Below are 19245 nucleotides of genomic sequence, written 5' to 3'. Positions count from 1 at the left end.
TCACGCGCGCGCTGCGCCCCGAGGGACGCGCGCGCCGCTGCGCTATGATGGCGGCCATTCCCCGCCCGGCCCCTGCCTGGGCGCGCCCACGCACCGCGCGGGCTCGCGCCGGCCCGGCCCGGCCCATCCCAGCCCCCGGATGCCGAGACGATGCGGTTCAGGTTCATCGAAGACCAGGAAGTCACCCTCTTTACCGCCATCCCGGTAGGGATTGCCGCAGCCGTTGTCACCACCCTGTTCAAGGAGGCGCTGGACGCTAGCGGCTATGTGATGTTTGGCACGCATGCCGATATCGTCACGGTATTCGCGGGCCTCGCCCTGATCTGGCGGGTGGCGATCCCGACGCTTGGCGGCGTGATCGCGGGCTTGCTGCTGACGGCGGCAGCCAAGCTCAACGCCGCGCAGCCAGGCGTCTCCGACTATATGGAAGCGGTTGCCAGCGGCACCGGGCGCCTGCCGGTACGCATCACCTTGCTGCGCGCGCTGTCTTCGTTCTGCTCCATCGTCACCGGCAGCTCGGTGGGCAAGGAAGGCGCGATGATCCAGCTCGCGGCCCTGTGCGGATCGGTGTTTCCGTCCGCGCGCGGCGGCAGCGGGCCGGACGGCGACACCAACCTGCGGCGCATGCTCACGGCTTGCGCGGCGGCCGCCGGGCTGGCCTCGGTGTACCACACGCCGCTGTCGGCGGCGGTCTTCGTGGCCGAGGTGGTCTTTGGCGCGGTGGCGGTGCAGCGCCTGATGCCGCTGTTCCTGGCTTCCGTGGCGGGCACGGTGGTCAGCCAGCTACATGGTGGCCTGCAGCCGCTCTATCCCGGCCTGACCGTGCCCGCCGACCTGCTGCATCCGCCCATGCTGCTGGCGGCGGCCTTGCTCGGCGTGCTGGCCGGCGTGTCCGGCGCCCTCTTCATGCGCGCCTCCAGCCTGGCCAAGGGCACCTTTGCCCGGGTGCCGGGCGGCCTGGTGCCGCGCCTGGCGCTGGGCGGTGCGATGGTGGGCGTGTTGGCGATCTGGGTGCCCGAGGTGGTCGGCAACGGCTACTACACCATCCAGTCGATCTTGCAGGGGCACCCCTTGAGCGTATCGCTGGCGGCGGTATTGCTGGCCAAGCTGCTGGCCACCGTGCTCAGCATGGGCTCGGGCGCGGTGGGCGGCGTGTTCACGCCTTCGCTGTTCGTCGGCGCGGCGCTCGGGCAACTGCTGGCTCCCGCCGTGCCGGGGGGCAGCGGCGCGCCGCTGTTGCCGCTGGTCGGCATGGCCGCCTTCCTGGCCGCCACCAGCCAGGCGCCGCTGATGTCGGTGCTGATGGTGTTCGAGATGACGCTGGCCCCGGCGCTGCTGCTGCCGGGCATGATCGGCGCGGCGGCGGCCTACTACACCGCATCGCGCTGCCAGACCTTGTCCTTGTACAGCGTGGTGGCGGAGCGCACCCAGGCATCCGCCGCCGCGGAGCGCGCGCGGGCGCTGACGCTGGCCGGGCTATGCGACACCACCGACACCGTCATCGGCCCCGAGGCCACGCTCGAGCAGGCCAGCGACAAGTTCGCCGAGACCGGCACGCGCTATCTTTATATGGTTGGGCCGGACGGCTGCCTGCTGGGCGCGCTGTCGATCCATGCGGTGCAACGTGCCCTGCGCGAGCGGCCGCGCGCGGGCCTGCTGGCGCTGTGCGAGCGCGATTTCCCCACCCTGACGCCGGAGTCGCGGCTGCCCGACGCGCTGCGGCTATTCACGCATCACGCGCTCAACCGGATCCCGCTGATCCGCGACGCGGCCGGGCGCGAGCTGATGGGCACGGTCTCCAAGCAGCGTGTGCTGCAGGAAGCATCCGGGCTGTTCTAGCCCCACGCGGCCGGCGGGCGACCGGGTAGAATATTAGGTTGCCCGGTCCGCGCCGCCGAAGCGAAGACCCGAATCGCTTTCGTTTTCCGCTTTCGCTTTCGTTTTCGTTTTCCGAACCGTTTCTGCCGGAGCCTCCATGCCAGCCAACCGTGCCACGCGCCCTGCCCTTTTCGTTTTGGCCCGGGCCACCTTGCTAGCTGCATCGCTTGCTTTGCCCGCTGCGCTGCTGCCGGCAACGGCGTATGCGCAGCAGGCGTTGCGCGTGATCCCAGCGGACGCGGCCAAGGCCAAGCTGGTGCTCGCCGCGCCGTCGCCCAGCGCGCCGCAGTCGGCCACGCTGGACGGCAAGACCGTTGGCGTGGCGCCGGGCCTGCGGCTGTTCGGCACGGACAACCAGTTGCTGCCCATCGGAGCGGTGGCCGGCCAAAAGCTGCCGGTGCGGTTCAAGCTCGACCTCTACGGCCAGTTGCTGACGGCCTGGGTGCTGACCGAGCAGGAACAAAAAGCAGCGCAATAGTCGTAGTCCGGGGCGCGGCGGCGCGCCGAGGCCCGGACATCTTTCGTCCCCATAAAACCCTGATGCCCCCAGGTCAACCACTGAGATCGGCACCATGAAAAAAGTCTTCGTCAAAACCTACGGCTGTCAGATGAACGAGTACGACTCGGACAAGATGGTCGATATGCTCCATGCCGCCCAGGGCATGGAGAAGACAGACACGCTGGAAGAAGCGGACGTCATCCTCTTCAACACCTGCTCCGTGCGCGAGAAAGCGCAAGAGAAGGTGTTCTCCGAACTGGGCCGCCTGAAGGCGCTCAAGGCCGTCAAGCCGGACCTGGTGATCGGCGTGGGCGGCTGCGTGGCGAGCCAGGAAGGCGCCGCCATCGTCAAGCGCGCGCCCTATGTCGACGTGGTGTTCGGCCCGCAGACGCTGCACCGCCTGCCTGACATGATCAATCGACGCCAGCAGACCGGCCACTCGCAGGTGGACATCTCCTTTCCCGAGATCGAAAAGTTCGACCACCTGCCGCCGGCGCGCGTGGAAGGCCCGAGCGCCTTTGTCTCCATCATGGAAGGCTGCTCCAAGTACTGCAGCTACTGCGTGGTGCCCTACACCCGTGGCGAGGAAGTCTCACGTCCGTTCGAGGACGTGCTGGCGGAAGTCGCCGGGCTGGCCGAGCAAGGCGTGCGCGAAGTCACGTTGCTGGGCCAGAACGTCAACGCGTATCGCGGCGCCATGGGCGGCACCAGCGAGATCGCCGACTTCGCGCTGCTGATCGAATACGTGGCCGAGATCCCAGGCATCGAGCGCATCCGCTACACCACCAGCCACCCGAAGGAATTCACCCCGCGCCTGATCGAGATGTACGAGCGCTGCCCGAAGCTGGTCAACCACCTGCACCTGCCGGTGCAGCACGCTTCAGACCGCATCCTGATGGCGATGAAGCGCGGCTACAGCGTGCTGGAATACAAGAGCATCATCCGCAAGTTGCGCGCGCTGCGCCCGGACATGTCGCTGTCATCCGACTTCATCATCGGCTTTCCCGGCGAGACCGAGGCGGACTTTGAAAAGCTGATGGCGATGATCGAGGAGATCGGCTACGACACGTCGTTCTCGTTCATCTTCAGCCCGCGGCCCGGCACGCCGGCGGCCAACCTGGCCGACGACACGCCACACGAGGTCAAGCTGCGCCGCCTGCAGCGCCTGCAGGCCACCATCGAGGAGAACGTGCAGCGCATCAGCGCCGGCATGGTCGGCTCGGTGCAGCGCATCCTGGTGGAAGGCCCGGCCCGCAAGGATCCGACCGAGCTGCACGGCCGCACCGAGAACAACCGCGTGGTGAACTTCGCGCTGCCGGGCGTGCCCCAGGCCAGCCGCGACCGCATGGTCGGCGAAATGGTGGACGTGGCCATTACCGAAGCCTTCCCGCATTCGCTGCGCGGGGAAATCGTAGTGCGCCAGTAACCCTCGCCCGATGCAGCCACTCGTACCCAGATGAAAATCCCTTCAGCCGAATTCGTCGCCCCCAAGGACGACAACACCCGCCTGCAGAACCTGTGCGGGCCGCTTGACGAGAACCTGCGCCAGATCGAGCAAGCGCTCGACGTCACCATCCAGCGCCGCGGCCATCGCATGACCGTGCGCGGCACCTACGCCCGCGACGCCGCGGCGGCCCTCGAGCGCTTCTATAACAACGCCCGCACCGCCCTGTCGATCGACGACGTGCAGCTCGGCCTGGTCGAGGCACGCCAGGTCGCCGCGCACGGCGGCTATGTGCCCGACGGCGCGAGCGCGGATACCGCGAGCGAGGATGACGAATCCCCCGTGCTGCACACGCGCCGCGCGGGCCTGCACGGGCGCACGCCCATGCAGCGCGACTACCTGCGCAACGTGCTGGCGCACGACCTCACTCTGGGCATCGGCCCGGCCGGCACCGGCAAGACCTACCTGGCGGTGGCGTGCGCCGTGGACGCGCTCGAGCGCGATTCGGTCAAGCGCATCGTGCTGACGCGACCGGCGGTGGAAGCCGGCGAGCGCCTGGGCTTCCTGCCCGGCGACCTGGCCCAGAAGATCGATCCCTACCTGCGCCCGCTGTACGACGCGCTCTACGACCTGCTCGGCTTCGACCGCACGCAGAAGATGTTCGAGCGCCAGATGATCGAGGTCGCGCCGCTGGCCTACATGCGCGGGCGCACGCTGAACCACGCCTTCATCATCCTGGACGAGGCGCAAAACACCACGCCCGAGCAGATGAAGATGTTCCTGACCCGGATCGGCTTTGGCTCCAAGGCGGTCATCACCGGCGACACCACCCAGATCGACCTGCCACGCGGGCAGAAGAGCGGCCTGGTGGAAGCGCAGCACGTGCTGCGTGAAGTGCGCGGCGTGGCCATGACCCGCTTTACCAGCACCGACGTGGTGCGGCACCCGCTGGTGGCGCGCATCGTCGATGCCTATGACGAATATCACGCTCAACACCGAGACGCTTAATCCAACGCCCAATCGTGAACGCAAAATCCTCCTCCCCCGCCAGCCTGACCCTGTTTGACGCCGAAGGCCGCGCGCGCAAGACCCAGGCGCACGCCCTGCGCGTGCAACTGCCTGACGGGCGCAGCATCACCGTGGACCTGTCGCAAGCCGCCGACGGCGTAGTCGCGCTGCTGGCCGAGCACACCGACGACCGCCAGCAGGCTGGCCTGCTGGTGCGCCCGGACAACCACGACGCCCTGTCGGTCGCCGTTACCGCCACGCCGACGGTCACCACCACCGGCACACCCGCCACGCCGCCATCCCTGGAACTGGCACTGCAATATGGCGAAGGCATCAAGGGGCAGCGCGGCCTGCCGACCCAGCGCAAGGTCCAGACCTGGGCCAAGTCCGCGCTGTACGCCGATGCCACGCTGACCATCCGCTTTGTCGGCGAAGAAGAAGGGCGCAGCCTGAACCGCAGCTACCGCGGCAAGGACTACGCGACCAATGTGCTGACCTTCGCCTATGCCGAGCACGAGTCCGACCCGGTCAGCGGCGACATCGTGCTGTGCTGCCCGGTAGTGGAGCAGGAAGCCCGCGAGCAGAAAAAGTCGCTTGAAGCGCACTACGCCCACCTGATCGTGCACGGCGTCCTGCATGCACAGGGCTACGAGCACGAGGAAGACGGCGAAGCGGAAGAGATGGAAGCCATCGAGACGGAAACGCTGCAAGCCCTAGGCTTCCCGGATCCGTACCTGGCGAACGGCAACGCCAAAATCAAAGACTAGCTGTAGCCGTGATTCCCGCCCAAAGGCGGGAATCACCCCAGCGCGATGCGAAGCGAGCCGTCAAGGTGTGCCCAGGCCGTATGGGGCGCCTCGGGCTTCGGCGAAAAGAGCGGAAAAGAGGGACCCATGTCTGAGTATCGCCTTAAGGCGATGCGAGTTCGGGTCCCGGCCGCTCTTTTCGCCGAAGCCCGAGGGGGTGTCGCCCCATCCGGCGCGCCTTTTTTGCCTACTTTTTTGGCAAGACAAAAAAGTAGGTCGCCGCCCCGCAGGGGTGGTGAAACTGCAGTTGCAGTTGCAGTTGCAGTTGCAGTTGCAGTTGCAGTTGCCCCTGACGTTAAGCAGCTGAAGTTGCAGTTTCAAACCTCCCCAAAACCCCGCCAAACCTCCCCCCGTCACCCCCAAGTCACAGCCCCCAAACCCATTTAGTGTATCCTTCAACCGATATCCACCCCGCGCTCGTCGCGCCATGAACGACCCTTATCCCAGTTCGAAGTCAGCCGACCGTCCCCGATCCCTGCTCGAACGGCTCTCGGATTTCATCTCTCCGGAGCCCGACTCCCGTGCCGAATTGCTCGAGGTGCTCCAGGATGCGCATGCGCGCAACCTGATCGACGCCGACTCGCTTTCCATGATCGAAGGCGTGTTCCAGGTATCCGAACTCACCGCGCGCGACATCATGGTCCCCCGTGGCCAGATGGACACCGTCAATATCGCCGATGCGCCGGAGAGCTTCATCCCCTTCATGCGGCAGACAGCGCACTCGCGCTTTCCGGTCTATGAAGGCAGCCGCGACAACATCATCGGCATCCTGCTCGCCAAGGACCTCTTGCGGTATTACACCGATGAAGAGTTCGACCTGCGCGAGACCTTGCGCCCGGCTGTGTTCATTCCCGAGTCCAAGCGCCTCAATATCCTGTTGCGCGACTTCCGCATCAACCGCAACCACATCGCCATGGTGGTGGACGAGTACGGCGGCGTCGCCGGCCTGGTCACCATCGAGGACGTGCTGGAGCAGATCGTGGGCGACATCGAGGATGAATTCGACCTCGACGAAGACCATGACAACATCGTGCCGCTGCCCGATGGCAGCTGGCGCGTGCATGGACTGACCGAAATCGAGCAGTTCAACGAAACCTTCGGCACGCAATTCTCGGATCACGACGTCGATACCGTGGGTGGCTTGCTGAGCAACCACCTGGGTCACGTGCCGCATCGTGGCGAAGTGGTGGTGTTGCCGCCGATGCGCTTCGAAGTCTTGCGCGCCGACGCCCGCCAGGCGCACCTGATGCTGGTGCGCCGCGAGGCCCCGCTCACCCCGCCCGACGTGGACGGCGTATGAAGCGCGTTGTCCAGGCATGGTCCGGCGCCGCAAGCGCCGGACGCGACGACGCGCGCCGCGTGAGCCTGCCGCGCCTGCTGCTGGCTGCCGTGCTGGGCGTGGCCCATACCCAGGCCTACGCGCCGCACACCTGGTGGTGGCTGCAACTGCTGTCGCTGGCGGGGCTGGTGGCACTGGTCGCCGACGCGCCGCGCACTCGCGGCGCGGCCGCCACCGGCTACGCCTTCGGCCTCGGCTGGTTCCTCTCCGGCATCTGGTGGCTCTATATCAGCATGCACGTCTATGGTGAGATGCCGGCGTGGATGGCGATGCTTGCCGTGCTGCTGTTCGGCGCCTTCCTCTCGCTCTATCCGGCACTGGCCGCAGCCACGTGGCACTGGCTGACTGCCCGCCGTACGCGGACAACCTCGTTGGCACTGCTCACGCCACTCGCCTTTGGGGCGGCCTGGGGACTGTCGGAATGGGTGCGCGGCGTGATCTTCACCGGCTTTCCGTGGCTCTCGAGCGGCTACGCCCATACCGATGGCCCGCTGGCCGGCTTCGCGCCGCTGGTGGGCGTCTATGGCATCGGCGCGTTGGCAGCGACCGTGGCCGCCTTGCTGGTGGCCGCCGTGCGCGGCTTTGCCCGTCGCCAGGATGAGCACGCCAACCCGCGCGGCATGCGTGCCGGCGCGATCGCCCTGGCGGCCGCCGTGGCGCTGCCGCTGGCCGGCGCCGCGCTGGTGCCGATCGCCTGGACCACGCCTGCCGGCAAGCCCATTTCGGTGCGGCTGCTGCAGGGCAACGTGGCGCAGGACATCAAGTTCGAGCCGGTCGGCGTGCAGCGTTCGCTCGAGCTTTATCGTGACCTGATCACCGCCGCCCCGGCGGATCTGGTGGTGACGCCGGAGACGGCGTTCCCGGTGATCTTGCAGGACCTGCCGGTGGACATCGCCATCGCGGTGCGCGACTTCACCGTGGCTAGCGGCACCACCGTGCTGTTCGGCGCCGCCGGCGCGGATTCACCGGTCGATTTCACCAACAGCGTCTTTGGCCTGGGCCCGCTGACCGAACGGCTGTACCGCTACAACAAGCACCACCTGGTGCCGTTCGGCGAGTTCATTCCCTTCGGCTTCCATTGGTTCGTGGACATGATGAAGATGCCGCTGGGGGATTTCCGCCGCGGCGGGCTGGACCAGACGCCGCTGCCCGTGCGCGGCATCCTGGTGGCACCCAATATCTGCTACGAGGATCTGTTCGGCGAGGAAATCGCCGAGACCCTGCGCAGCCAGAAGGTGCCGGCCAATATCCTGGCCAACGTGACCAACCTGGCGTGGTTCGGCGACACCATCGCGCTGGACCAGCATCTGCAGATCTCACGCATGCGCGCGCTGGAAACGCGCCGGCCGATGCTGCGCTCGACCAATACCGGCATGACGGCCGTGGTAACGCCGGACGGCGTGGTGGCAGGACAACTGCCGACCTTCACCGTCGGCACGCTCACCGCCAATGTGCAGGGCACGCAGGGTTTCACCCCCTACGTGCGTTGGGGCAATGTGCCGGCGCTGGCGGCATGCCTGCTGGTGCTGGCACTGGCGGCCTGGCGCCGCCGCCGGCAAGGCTGACGGCAGTCCGGGCCGGCTTGCGCCGGCCCCATTGCCAGGCCTGTCGTCAGGCCGACGCCGCTACGGCCGAGACCAAGGCGGCGGCAATCATCACTGCGATGGCGACGAGATAAGGCTTGCGAGAAAGTAGCGACATGACCGGTGTCCCCGTAACTGGATTGATTCAAACGGTTGCGGCTGTTATGCACAGCTCTGCCTAATACTGTATACAAAAACACTAACGGCCAGTATCCGGCAGGCCTTTAGCACCCTTCGGTGTTTACCCGATTCGTTGCAAAACGCCGACACCACATGCCAGCCCCGCGGGCGGGATTGGACGCCCTGACCTATGCAAGGGCCGTGCCGATGGCTGGCGGCGGCAAAAAAACCGATAGAATTCAGGGTTTGGCACGATCTTCGTGAAGCGCCGCGGCAACTTTGCCGCCGCGCGGTCCACCCTTGCTTGCTGGCCTGCGTGCAGGCCCTTACTAGTCTTCGCCTATGCTGACCTTCCAACAAATGATCCTCACCCTGCAGGCCTACTGGGACCGGCAGGGTTGTGCACTCTTGCAACCTATCGATCTGGAGGTCGGCGCTGGCACCTCGCACGTGCACACCTTCCTGCGCGCGATCGGCCCGGAACCGTGGCGAGCCGCCTATGTGCAGCCGTCGCGCCGCCCCAAGGACGGGCGCTATGGCGAGAACCCCAACCGCCTGCAGCACTACTACCAGTACCAGGTGGTGCTCAAGCCAGCCCCCGAGAACATCCTGGAGCTGTACCTCGGCTCGCTGGAAGCGCTGGGCCTGGACCTTAAGCAAAACGACATCCGCTTCGTCGAGGACGACTGGGAGAACCCCACCCTCGGCGCCTGGGGCCTGGGCTGGGAAGTCTGGCTCAACGGCATGGAAGTCACGCAATTCACCTACTTCCAGCAGGTTGGCGGCATCGACTGCAAGCCCATCACCGGCGAGATCACCTACGGCATCGAGCGCCTGGCGATGTACCTGCAGAAGGTCGAGAACATCTATGACCTGGTGTGGACCGAGTGGGAAGAAAACGGCAAGACGCGCCGCCTGACCTACGGCGACGTCTATCACCAGAACGAAGTGGAGCAATCCACCTACAACTTCGAACAGAGCAACACCGAGATCCTGTTCCGCCACTTCGCCGAGTACGAGTCCGAGGCCAAGCGCCTGATGGGTGCCGTCGAAGCCACGCAGCAGGACGCACCGGCCGAAGTCGCCAAGCGCCTGGCGCTGCCGGCCTACGAGCAACTGCTCAAGGCCGCTCACACATTCAACCTGCTGGATGCGCGCGGCGCGATCTCGGTCACCGAGCGCGCGGCCTACATCGGCCGCATCCGCAACCTGTCGCGGCTGGTGGCCCAGGCCTACTACGACTCGCGCGAGTCGCTCGGCTTCCCGATGTGCGACCGCGAGGCCACCGCATGACCCGCACAGCGCGCAGCGCGCTATGCCGAGGCGCTGCCCTGGCGCTGCTGGCCTTGGGGGCGCATGGCGCCGCCCGGGCCACCGCGCCGATGCCGAGCCCGCAGGTGCTGTACCTGCCGGCCGACCTGTCCAATGTGTGCGAGGCCAATCCGCAGGCCCTGCAGCAGGCAATCGACCGGCACTGGCATGGCGCTTTCGGCCCGAACAACTCGCTGGACCAATGGACCCAGCTGGTGCGCACGTTCTCGTGCGATCTCTCGGGCTCCAAGGACCTGGGCTGGCACCGCGTGCCGCTGCGCGCCTATGAAAGCGCGATCCGCTACCCGCTCTCGTGGATTGAGACCGAGACGGTCAACGGGCGGGTGCGCAGGCAGATCAAAACGTACTACTCGGCCGCGCAGCTGCCGCCCAGGATCGACTTCTGGGTGAGCGGCCGCATCGACGAGATCCGCTACGACAAGCGGCTGCGCCGCCTCGATGCCCGCTTCTTCGCGCCCCGTCCCGCCCCCGGCGGCCGTGGCAGCAGCGCGGGCAACGGCACCAATGGCACCAGCGCAGACACGCAGTGCGTAGCAACCACGCTGCAATTCCGCCAGCAAAACGGCCTGTGGCTGTTGTCCGGCGTAGAACCTACTATTGCACCGCGCTGCTAAAACGCAGCGCGTGCCACAACTTGTTGGAAACGATTCATGTCGCAACTCCTGACCGATTCGAACGATACGCTGCTGATCGAACTGCTCACCGAAGAGCTGCCGCCCAAGGCGCTGGCACGCTTGGGCGACGCCTTCGCGCAGGGCCTCTTCGCCGGCCTCTCCGAGCGTGGCCTGGTAGGTGACGGCGCCGCCGTGACCGCGTTCGCCACGCCGCGCCGGCTGGCAGCGCTGGTCACCAAAGTGCGCCGTAACGCGCCCGACCGCGAGCAGCGCGAAAAAGTGCTGCCGCTGACCGTGGCGCTGGACGCCAGCGGCCAGCCCACCGCCCCGCTGGCCAAGAAACTGGCCGCCCTGGCTAAATCGGTGGGCGTCGAGGCGATCGACTGGCAAACCCTGGAGCGCGCCTCCGACGGCAAGGCCGACGCCTTCTTCTACTGCTACACCGCGCGCGGCGCCGAACTGGGCGCCGGACTGCAGGCGGCGCTGGACGACACCATCGCCAAGCTGCCCATCCCCAAGGTGATGAGCTACCAGCGCCCGGACGGCAGCACGGTGCATTTCGTGCGCCCCGCGCACGGTTTGATCGCACTGCTTGGCACCGAGGTGGTGCCGCTCAGCGTGCTGGGGCTGCAAGCGGGCCGGACCACGCGCGGCCACCGCTTCCTCTCCAGCGGCGAGATCGAGATCGCGCATGCGGGCGAATACGCCACCGTGCTGGCGTCGCAAGGCCACGTGCTGGCCAGCTACGCGGATCGCCGCGAGCGCATCCGCACCGCGCTGCTGGAGCAGGCGGGCGCCGACCAGGTCGTGATGCCCGATGCGCTGCTCGACGAAGTCAACTCGCTGGTGGAATGGCCGGTGGTCTATCCTTGCCACTTCGAGGAGGTCTTCCTCGAGGTGCCGCAGGAATGCCTGATCCTGACCATGCAGACCAACCAGAAATACTTCGCGCTGACCGATGCCGCCGGCCACCTGCGCAACCGCTTCCTGGTGGTTTCCAACCTGGCCACCGATACGCCGGAGTCCATCATCAGCGGCAACGAGCGCGTGGTGCGCCCGCGCCTGGCGGACGCCAAATTCTTCTTCGACCAGGACCGCAAGAAGACCCTCGCCTCGCGCGTGCCGCAACTGGCCAACGTGGTCTATCACAACAAGATCGGCACGCAGCTCGACCGCGTGCAGCGCCTGCAGCAGATCGCCGGCCACATCGCCGACGCGCTGGCCGCAGCCGGCATTGCCGTGGAAAAGGCAGCCGCCATGCGTGGCGCCGAACTCGCCAAGGCCGACCTGCTGACCGACATGGTGGGCGAATTCCCGGAACTGCAAGGCACCATGGGCACGTACTACGCGCGCCACGACGACGAGGCGCAGAGCGTGGCGCTGGCCTGCTCGGAGCACTACCGCCCGCGCTTTGCCGGCGACGCACTGCCGGGCAACCCCGTGAGCCTGGCCGTGGCGCTGGCCGACAAGCTGGAAACGCTGGTCGGCATCTGGGGCATCGGCCTGTCGCCCACCGGCGAGAAGGACCCGTTCGCGCTGCGCCGCCACGCGCTGGGCATCCTGCGCATGCTGGTCGAAACCCCGCTGCCGCTGTCGATCGACGCGCTGCTGGAACTCACCCAGCAAGCCTTTGCCGGTGTTGCCGCGGTCAAGCCCGCACAAGCCGCGATTGCAGATTTCCTCTACGACCGCCTGCGCGGCTACCTGAAGGACAAGGGCTACACCGCCCATGAGGTCGAAGCCGTGGTGAGCCTGCGCCCGCAGCGCCTGGACGACATCCTGGCCCGCCTGGAAGCGGTGCGCACCTTTGCCGCCCTGCCCCAGGCCGAGGCGCTGGCCGCGGCCAACAAGCGCATCACCAACATCCTGCGCAAGAACACCGAGCCCGTAGGCACGGTGCAGCCGGCCCTGCTCCAGGAAGCTGCCGAAAGCGCGCTGCACAAGGCGGTGGAAAGCGTGCGTCCGCAAGTGGATGCCGCCTTCGCCAATGGCGACTTCGCCACCGCGCTGCGCGACCTGGCGCAACTGCGCGAAGCGGTCGACCAGTTCTTCAACGATGTCATGGTGATGGCCGAAGACCCGCAGCTGCGCGCCAACCGGCTCGCGCTGCTGGCCTCGCTGCACGTGCTGGCCAATCGCGTGGCCGACATCTCCAAGCTGGCCGCGTAAGCGGCCCGGCACCACAACGGGAAGCCATCATGCCGCAGACACCGCCCAAGCTTGTCGTGCTCGATCGCGACGGGGTCGTCAACCTCGACAGCGACCAGTTCATCAAGACACCGGACGAATGGATCCCCATCGATGGCAGCCTGGAAGCGATCGCAGCGCTCAACCAGGCCGGCTATCGCGTGGTGATCGTCAGCAACCAGTCCGGCATCGGCCGCGGCCTGTTCGAGATGAGCGCGCTCAACGCCATGCACGAGAAGATGCACAAGGCGCTGGCCAACCTGGGCGGGCGCGTCGACGCGGTCTTCTTCTGCCCGCATACGGCGGCGGACGGCTGCGATTGCCGCAAACCCAAGCCCGGCATGCTTGAGCAACTGGCGGAGCGCTTCGGCGTCGAGCTCAAGGGCGTGCCGCTGGTGGGCGACTCCCTGCGCGACCTCGAAGCCGGGCTGGCGGTAGGCTGCGCCCCGCACCTGGTGCTGACCGGCAAAGGCCCCAAGACCGAGAAAAAGGGCGGCCTGCCGCCCGGCACGCTGATCCACGACGACCTGCGCGCCTTTGCGCGCTGGCTGCTCACCGGCGATGGCGCCCCGCGCCAGGCCGGCTCCTGAACCCAACTCCCGTACCGATGATTTTTCTCCGCTCCTTGCTGTTCGCGTTGTTCCTCCTGGTACTGACGCCGCCCTATGCCTGCGCGTGCTTCATCGTCTTTCCGTTCATGAACGCCGACCGCCGCTACCGCTTCGTGCGCGGCTGGCCGCGGCTGGTGACCGGTGCGGCCGCGCTGATCTGCGGCATCCGCTACCGCTATGAGGGCCGTGAGCATTTCGATGCCATGCTCGACAAGCCGGTGGTGGTGCTGTCCAAGCACCAGTCGGCATGGGAAACCGTGGCCTACCTGGCCACCATGCCCAAGCCGATGTGCTTCGTGTTCAAGCGCGAACTGCTGATGGTGCCCTTCTTCGGCTGGGCGCTGGGCATGCTCAAGATGGTGCACATCAACCGCAAGGAAGGCACCCGTGCCTTCGCCTCGGCGGTGCGCCAGGGCCGCGAGCGCCTGACCGAAGGCGCCTGGATCATCATGTTCCCGGAAGGCACGCGCACACCGTCGGGCCTGGAGAAAACGCGCTACAAGAGCGGCGGCGCCCGCCTTGCCGTGGAGACCGGCGCATGGGTGATCCCGATGGCGGTCAACTCCGGCCGCCTGTGGCCGCGCAACTCGTTCCTCAAGTACCCGGGCCTGATCACGGTCTCCGTCGGCGCGCCGATTTCGTCGGCCAACAAGACGGCCGACCAGGTCAATCAAGAGGTTGAGGCGTGGATCGAACAAGATATGCGTAGAATCGACGCCGAGAGCTACCGGAGCAGAACGCCCGCATGAAATTGCTGCGCCCGACCCCCGACTCCCCCGGTTCCCAGATGGAGCTGCCGCTGTCCGACGCCCTTGCAGGCGAAGACAGGGCGCCCGGCATGGTGCCAGGCGGGTTGGCGCCGGCGCAGCCCGACTCCCCGACGGCGCAGCCCTGGCCCCAGCCGCAGCCCAATGCACGACGGCTGCTGGTGGGCGAGCGCGCCGTGCACTACACGCTCAAACGCTCGTCGCGCCGTACCATCGGCTTCACCGTGGACGACCGCGGCCTGTCCATCACGGCGCCGCGCTGGGTCACGCTGGCCGACATCGAGTCGGCCATTCTGGAAAAACAGCGCTGGATCTTCAACAAGCTGGGCGAATGGCAGCACCGCGAAGCCCGCCGCGTGCTGCCCACCGTGCAATGGCGCGACGGCGCCAGCCTGCCCTTCCTGGGCAAGCCCATCAAGCTGCAGCTGGAGTCTCCCGCCGGCGTGCTGCTGTTCGATGCGGAGACCCGCATTCTTCATCTCGCGCTGCCCGTGCATGCCGACGAGCAGCAGATCAAGGATCGCGTGCAAGGCTGGCTGCAACACCAGGCACGACGCCTGCTGGCACAGCGGCTCGATATCTACGCGGAAAAGCTCGGCGTGCGGCATAGCGCGTTTGCGCTGACCTCCGCCGCCACGCGCTGGGGCAGTTGCACCGCCGACGGCAAGATCCGCCTGAACTGGCGTTTGATGCATTTTCCGCTGTCGATGATCGACTACGTGGCCGCCCATGAGCTGGCGCATCTCAAAGAGATGAACCACAGCCCGCGGTTCTGGGATACGGTGGCATCGATCTTTCCTGAGTTCCGAGATGCCCGCGCGCAATTGCGGGCCCACCCGCCCGAGTTGCTGCCGACGTTCTAGGCTGGGCCTTTGATTTAAAACGGGGAAATGGCACACCTGTGCCAAGGCAAACCGATTGCTTCCATCCCGTTTAGAATAATCGACCTATCCCAAAACAATATCAGGCCTCTCCCAAAATGCGACTCCTCCACACCATGCTCCGCGTCGGCGACCTGCAACGCTCGATCGACTTCTACACCCGCATCCTCGGCATGCAGCTGCTGCGCGAGAGCGACAACACCGAATACAAATACCGCCTCGCCTTCGTCGGCTACGGCCCGGAATCCGAAACCGCCGTGCTCGAGCTGACCTACAACTATGGCGTGGAAAAGTACGAGATGGGCACCGCCTACGGCCATATCGCACTGGAAACCGATAACGCGGCGGCCACCTGCGAGCGCATCCGCGCCGCCGGTGGCAACGTCGTGCGCGAGGCCGGCCCGGTCAAGGGCGGCACCACGGTGATCGCTTTCGTCGAAGACCCGGACGGCTACAAGATCGAACTGATCGAGCGCCATTCCACGCGCGACGCCAGCCGTCCTTGAGGTGAGCACGCCACTGCCAAGCCGGCGCCCGCTCGACGGCACGGCCGTCACGCTGATGGTGATGCTGTGCCTGGCCTGGGGACTGCAGCAAGTGGCCATCAAGGCGACGGCGCCGCTGATGGGCGCGGTGCTGCAGGCCGGCGTGCGCTCGGCAGTGGCAGCCGTACTGGTGTTCGGCTTTGCCGCCTGGCGCCGCACGCCGCTGTGGCAGCACGATGGCACGCTGGGCGCGGGCTTGCTGGCTGGTTTGCTATTCGGCGCCGAATTCTTCTGTATTTTTGTCGGCCTTGGCCACACCACGGCTTCGCGCATGGCCGTGTTCCTCTACACCGCACCCATCTTCACCGCGCTCGGCCTGCATCTGAGCGTGGCCGGCGAACGCCTGCGGCGCGGGCAATGGCTGGGCGTCGGGCTGGCCTTCTGCGGCATGGCGCTGGCCTTCGCCGATGGCATCGCCAAGCCGGCCGCGCATGGGGGCAGCACGTTGCTGGGCGATGCGCTCGGGATCCTGGCCGGCTTCCTCTGGGCCGCTACCACGGTGGTGGTGCGCGCCAGCCGGCTGGCTTCGGCAGCGCCCAGCAAGACGCTGCTCTATCAACTTGCGGTGTCCGCGGTGATGCTGCTGACCATGGCGCTTGCTGCCGGGCAGCATCTGCATGCGCGCGTCGACGGCATGGTGATCGCCAGCCTGTTCTACCAGTCCGTGCTGATTGCGTTCGCCAGCTACCTGACGTGGTTCTGGCTACTGCGGCAGTACCTGGCTTCGCGCTTGTCGGTGTTTTCGTTTTTGACACCGCTGTTCGGGGTGGCGTTTGGCGTAGTGCTGATGCACGACACCGTGGGCATGCGGTTTGCGATTGCCGCGGTGCTGGTGTTGGGGGGGATTGTGTTGGTGAATCGGCGGGAGTAAATGCTGGGATGTAGCTGCAACTGCAACTGCAACTGCAAAATCAGATTCAGATTCAAGGGCTTAACTGCAAATTCAACTGCAGTTTCACCTCCCCTGCGGGGCGGCGACCTACTTTTTTGTCTTGCCAAAAAAGTAGGCAAAAAAGGCGCGCCGGATGGGGCGACAACCCCTCGGGATTTCACGAAAAGAGCGGCCGGGACCCAAACTCGCATCGCCTTAAGGCGATACTCAGACATGGGTCCCTCTTTTCCGCTCTTTTCGTGAAATCCCGAGGCGCCCCATACGGCCTTGGCACACCTTCACGGCTCGCTACGCATCGCGCACGGGTGTTTCCCGCCCACAGGCGGGAAACACGGCCGAACCAGTGGGGGTCAAAACACGATTTGGTGTAGCCGTGATTTCCGCCCCCAGGCGGCAATCACCCGCCCGCGATGCGCAGCGAGCCGTCTGGGTTTTCATCTCCCGTTATGGGGCGCCTCGTCGGAAGGCAAAAGGAGCGGAAACGAGGGGGCCATGTTTGAGCATCGCCTTAAGGCGATGTGAGTTTGGCCCCCGGCCGCTCTTTTTGTCTTCCGACGAGGAGGCTTTCGCCCCATCCGGGTCGCTTCTTTGCCTACTTTCTTGGCGAGACAAGAAAGTAGGTCGCCGCCCCGCAGGGGTGGTGAAACTGCCTTTGACTTTAAGCTTTTGCCCTTGAAGTCGAACTTAAGCAGTTGCAGCTAAGCAGTTGCAACCCCACGCCCCTCAAAAAAACTCAGAACCGGAACGTTCCCAACGCCTCACGCACTTCATCCAACGTAGCCTGCGTCACCAAGCGAGCCCGCTCCGTCCCCTGCTTCAAGATATCAAACACAGAGGCCGGATCCTTCGCCAGCTCCTCCCGCCGCTCGCGAATCGGCGCCAGCAGCGCCTGCAGCACCCCATCCAGCCTGCGCTTGAGCACCATATCGCCTAAGCCGCCGCGCCGATAATGTTCCTTCAACTCGGCCACTTCATCGACCGCCTCGTCGAACGCGTCGAGGTAGGTGAACACCACATTGCCCTCCACCTGGCCCGGATCGGACACCTTGAGGTGGTTGGCGTCGGTGTACATGCGCATGACCGCTTCCTTGACCTGCTCGGGCGAGGCCGCCAGCGAGATCGCGTTGCCTTGCGACTTGCTCATCTTGGCCTTGCCGTCGACGCCGGGCAGCCGGCCAAAGCGCGGGATCAGCGCGGCGGCTTCCGGCAGCACTTCGCGGCCAACCTGGTGGTTGATTCGGCGCGCGATCTCGTTGGTCTGCTCGATCAGGGGCGCCTGGTCCTCGCCGACCGGCACCACGGTGGCCTTGAAGCCGGTGATGTCGGCTGCTTGCGAAGCCGGGTAGCACAGGAAGCCCGCCGGGATATCGCGGCCGAAGCCGCGCGCCTGGATCTCATCCTTGATGGTCGGGTTGCGCTCGAGCCGGGCGACCGTGACGAAGTTCAGGTACATCAGGGTCAGCTCTGCCAGCGCGGGCAGGTGCGACTGCACCGTGATGGTGGTCTTGGCCGGGTCGATGCCAACCGCGAGGTAGTCGAGCGCCACCTCCAGCACGTTGCGCCGCACCTTGTCCGGATCGTGCGCGTTGTCGGTCATGGCCTGGGTGTCGGCCAGCAACAGATACTGCTTGTGGGTATCCTGCAGCGCCACGCGGCTCTTGAGCGAGCCAACGTAATGGCCCAGGTGAAGCTGGCCGGTGGGGCGGTCGCCGGTGAGGATGACCTTGCGCTGGGGCGCCTGCGTTTCGCTAGTCATGGCATTTCCTTGGGTAAGAGAAGCGCCGCGGTGCCGGTCAGCGCAGGCAGAGTGCTGCCAACCGGGCTGCGGCGGCTGGAGTCGGAATCAGGGGATGACGACGTGCCGCTGCGCTCAGCAGCGCCACCAATGGGAACGAGAGCCGGTCGCGCGCATCATGTAGCCGGGGTTTCAAGCTGGCGCGCCAGGCCGACGTACTCGGCCACGGGGACTTCCTCGGCGCGCCGCGCCAGGTCGAAGCCAAGCGCCTCAAAATCAACCTGGTCGCGCAGCATCGATAGTGTATTGCGCAGAACCTTGCGCCGCTGCGAGAACGCCGCAGCCACCACGTCGCCCAGCACCGTCAAGTTGCACGCGGGATACGGAGAGCGCAACTGGCCATCGGCCTGGCGCGGCCAGGGGATCATGCGCACCACGGCGGAGTCGACCTTGGGCGGCGGGTTGAACGAGGCCGGCGGCACGTCGAGCACATGCTCCATGTGATAGCGCACCTGCAGCATGATCGACAGCCGCCCGAAGGCCTTGCTGCCTGGCTCGGCCACCATGCGCTCGACCACTTCCTTTTGCAGCATGAAGTGCTGGTCGCGCACCTGGTCGGCAAACTCGGCCAGGTGGAACAACAGCGGGCTGGAGATGTTGTAGGGCAGGTTGCCGACGATGCGCAGCGGCTTGCCGGCTTCGCACAGCTTGCCGAAATCGAAGGCCAGCGCGTCGCCGGCGTGGATCACCAGCCGTTCACCGTAGCGGCGGCGCAAGCGCTCCACCAGGTCGCGGTCAAGCTCGACCACCTGCATCTGCGGCAGGCGCTCCAGCAGAGGCTGGGTCAGCGCGCCGAGGCCGGGGCCGATCTCGACCAGGGTGTCGCCGTGCTGCGGGTCGATGGCACTGACGATGCCGTGGATGATGCCGTCATCGACCAGGAAGTTCTGTCCGAATCGTTTGCGGGCCACATGGCCCTGGTGTACGTTGGAACGCATAGTTAG

17 protein-coding genes are annotated in these 19245 nt (G+C 66.2%); 15 read left to right on the top strand and 2 right to left on the bottom strand.

Annotation, left to right across the window (positions count from 1 at the left end):
• Window positions 1-150 precede the first annotated feature (150 nt).
• From ACX12D_RS02990 to ACX12D_RS02920, 15 genes are all read left to right on the top strand, one after another.
• Window positions 151-1839, top strand: a complete 1689-nt coding sequence (locus tag ACX12D_RS02990; protein ID WP_459372870.1) for a ClcB-like voltage-gated chloride channel protein — start codon at window positions 151-153, stop codon at window positions 1837-1839.
• A 136-nt stretch (window positions 1840-1975) separates the two neighbouring features.
• Complete coding sequence (locus ACX12D_RS02985) at window positions 1976-2356, top strand: hypothetical protein (protein WP_459372869.1); 381 nt, start codon at window positions 1976-1978, stop codon at window positions 2354-2356.
• A 94-nt stretch (window positions 2357-2450) separates the two neighbouring features.
• Complete coding sequence (gene miaB / locus ACX12D_RS02980) at window positions 2451-3803, top strand: tRNA (N6-isopentenyl adenosine(37)-C2)-methylthiotransferase MiaB (RefSeq protein ID WP_459372867.1); 1353 nt, start codon at window positions 2451-2453, stop codon at window positions 3801-3803.
• Window positions 3804-3833: 30 nt separating this feature from the next.
• Window positions 3834-4829, top strand: a complete 996-nt coding sequence (locus tag ACX12D_RS02975; RefSeq protein WP_459372866.1) for a PhoH family protein — start codon at window positions 3834-3836, stop codon at window positions 4827-4829.
• A 14-nt stretch (window positions 4830-4843) separates the two neighbouring features.
• A complete protein-coding gene (gene ybeY, locus ACX12D_RS02970) occupies window positions 4844-5596 on the top strand; it encodes an rRNA maturation RNase YbeY (protein WP_459372865.1) in 753 nt (250 codons plus the stop codon).
• A 466-nt stretch (window positions 5597-6062) separates the two neighbouring features.
• Window positions 6063-6935 (top strand): HlyC/CorC family transporter, encoded by an 873-nt coding sequence (locus ACX12D_RS02965; RefSeq protein WP_459372864.1) that lies wholly within the window; start codon window positions 6063-6065, stop codon window positions 6933-6935.
• Entirely contained in the window at window positions 6932-8539 is a 1608-nt protein-coding gene (lnt, locus tag ACX12D_RS02960; protein ID WP_459372863.1) for an apolipoprotein N-acyltransferase, read from the top strand. The genes ACX12D_RS02965 and lnt overlap by 4 nt, the downstream gene beginning before the upstream one ends.
• A gap of 480 nt (window positions 8540-9019) precedes the next feature.
• Window positions 9020-9970 carry a glycine--tRNA ligase subunit alpha gene (gene glyQ / locus ACX12D_RS02955; RefSeq protein WP_441637952.1) on the top strand — a complete coding sequence of 317 codons (951 nt, stop codon included), beginning with the start codon at window positions 9020-9022 and terminating at the stop codon, window positions 9968-9970.
• Complete coding sequence (locus ACX12D_RS02950; RefSeq protein ID WP_441637950.1) at window positions 9967-10623, top strand: hypothetical protein; 657 nt, start codon at window positions 9967-9969, stop codon at window positions 10621-10623. The genes glyQ and ACX12D_RS02950 overlap by 4 nt, the downstream gene beginning before the upstream one ends.
• Before the next feature lie 36 nt (window positions 10624-10659).
• Window positions 10660-12792, top strand: a complete 2133-nt coding sequence (gene glyS / locus ACX12D_RS02945) for a glycine--tRNA ligase subunit beta (protein WP_459372861.1) — start codon at window positions 10660-10662, stop codon at window positions 12790-12792.
• A gap of 29 nt (window positions 12793-12821) precedes the next feature.
• Window positions 12822-13400: a D-glycero-beta-D-manno-heptose 1,7-bisphosphate 7-phosphatase gene (gene gmhB / locus ACX12D_RS02940; RefSeq protein ID WP_043343769.1), complete on the top strand. Its 579-nt coding sequence runs from the start codon at window positions 12822-12824 to the stop codon at window positions 13398-13400.
• Between the two features lie 17 nt (window positions 13401-13417).
• The gene (locus ACX12D_RS02935; RefSeq protein ID WP_459372860.1) at window positions 13418-14170 is read left to right on the top strand and encodes a lysophospholipid acyltransferase family protein; all 753 of its coding nucleotides are present in this window, start codon (window positions 13418-13420) and stop codon (window positions 14168-14170) included.
• On the top strand, window positions 14167-15051 hold the full coding sequence (locus ACX12D_RS02930; protein WP_459372859.1) for a M48 family metallopeptidase: 885 nt from the start codon (window positions 14167-14169) through the stop codon (window positions 15049-15051). The genes ACX12D_RS02935 and ACX12D_RS02930 overlap by 4 nt, the downstream gene beginning before the upstream one ends.
• 116 nt (window positions 15052-15167) lie before the next feature.
• Window positions 15168-15575: a lactoylglutathione lyase gene (gene gloA / locus ACX12D_RS02925; RefSeq protein WP_459372858.1), complete on the top strand. Its 408-nt coding sequence runs from the start codon at window positions 15168-15170 to the stop codon at window positions 15573-15575.
• A gap of 55 nt (window positions 15576-15630) precedes the next feature.
• Window positions 15631-16485 carry a DMT family transporter gene (locus tag ACX12D_RS02920; RefSeq protein WP_459373913.1) on the top strand — a complete coding sequence of 285 codons (855 nt, stop codon included), beginning with the start codon at window positions 15631-15633 and terminating at the stop codon, window positions 16483-16485.
• A 754-nt stretch (window positions 16486-17239) separates the two neighbouring features.
• Here the strand turns inward: ACX12D_RS02920 and trpS are convergent.
• Complete coding sequence (trpS, locus tag ACX12D_RS02915) at window positions 17240-18262, bottom strand: tryptophan--tRNA ligase (RefSeq protein WP_459372857.1); 1023 nt, start codon at window positions 18260-18262, stop codon at window positions 17240-17242.
• A 155-nt stretch (window positions 18263-18417) separates the two neighbouring features.
• Window positions 18418-19239 (bottom strand): 16S rRNA (adenine(1518)-N(6)/adenine(1519)-N(6))-dimethyltransferase RsmA, encoded by an 822-nt coding sequence (gene rsmA / locus ACX12D_RS02910; protein ID WP_441640522.1) that lies wholly within the window; start codon window positions 19237-19239, stop codon window positions 18418-18420.
• Between the last annotated feature and the right edge of the window lie 6 nt (window positions 19240-19245).

It is taken from the genome of Cupriavidus sp. PET2-C1, from assembly GCF_054515855.1.
The sequence above is the reverse complement of the archived record's forward strand: the minus strand, read 5'-3'. Positions and strand labels throughout refer to the sequence as shown.

Excerpts from the sequence above, each read along its gene's own strand:
- ACX12D_RS02950 (WP_441637950.1), top strand. The coding sequence starts at position 9,967 with ATGACCCGCACAGCGCGCAGCGCGCTATGCCGAGGCGCTGCCCTGGCG.
- glyS (WP_459372861.1), top strand. The coding sequence starts at position 10,660 with ATGTCGCAACTCCTGACCGATTCGAACGATACGCTGCTGATCGAACTG.
- lnt (WP_459372863.1), top strand. The coding sequence starts at position 6,932 with ATGAAGCGCGTTGTCCAGGCATGGTCCGGCGCCGCAAGCGCCGGACGC.
- ACX12D_RS02935 (WP_459372860.1), top strand. The coding sequence starts at position 13,418 with ATGATTTTTCTCCGCTCCTTGCTGTTCGCGTTGTTCCTCCTGGTACTG.
- miaB (WP_459372867.1), top strand. The coding sequence starts at position 2,451 with ATGAAAAAAGTCTTCGTCAAAACCTACGGCTGTCAGATGAACGAGTAC.
- ACX12D_RS02965 (WP_459372864.1), top strand. The coding sequence starts at position 6,063 with ATGAACGACCCTTATCCCAGTTCGAAGTCAGCCGACCGTCCCCGATCC.
- ACX12D_RS02920 (WP_459373913.1), top strand. The coding sequence starts at position 15,631 with ATGGTGATGCTGTGCCTGGCCTGGGGACTGCAGCAAGTGGCCATCAAG.
- gloA (WP_459372858.1), top strand. The coding sequence starts at position 15,168 with ATGCGACTCCTCCACACCATGCTCCGCGTCGGCGACCTGCAACGCTCG.
- ACX12D_RS02930 (WP_459372859.1), top strand. The coding sequence starts at position 14,167 with ATGAAATTGCTGCGCCCGACCCCCGACTCCCCCGGTTCCCAGATGGAG.
- trpS (WP_459372857.1), bottom strand. The coding sequence starts at position 18,262 with ATGACTAGCGAAACGCAGGCGCCCCAGCGCAAGGTCATCCTCACCGGC.
- ACX12D_RS02990 (WP_459372870.1), top strand. The coding sequence starts at position 151 with ATGCGGTTCAGGTTCATCGAAGACCAGGAAGTCACCCTCTTTACCGCC.
- rsmA (WP_441640522.1), bottom strand. The coding sequence starts at position 19,239 with ATGCGTTCCAACGTACACCAGGGCCATGTGGCCCGCAAACGATTCGGA.
- ACX12D_RS02975 (WP_459372866.1), top strand. The coding sequence starts at position 3,834 with ATGAAAATCCCTTCAGCCGAATTCGTCGCCCCCAAGGACGACAACACC.
- glyQ (WP_441637952.1), top strand. The coding sequence starts at position 9,020 with ATGCTGACCTTCCAACAAATGATCCTCACCCTGCAGGCCTACTGGGAC.
- ACX12D_RS02985 (WP_459372869.1), top strand. The coding sequence starts at position 1,976 with ATGCCAGCCAACCGTGCCACGCGCCCTGCCCTTTTCGTTTTGGCCCGG.
- gmhB (WP_043343769.1), top strand. The coding sequence starts at position 12,822 with ATGCCGCAGACACCGCCCAAGCTTGTCGTGCTCGATCGCGACGGGGTC.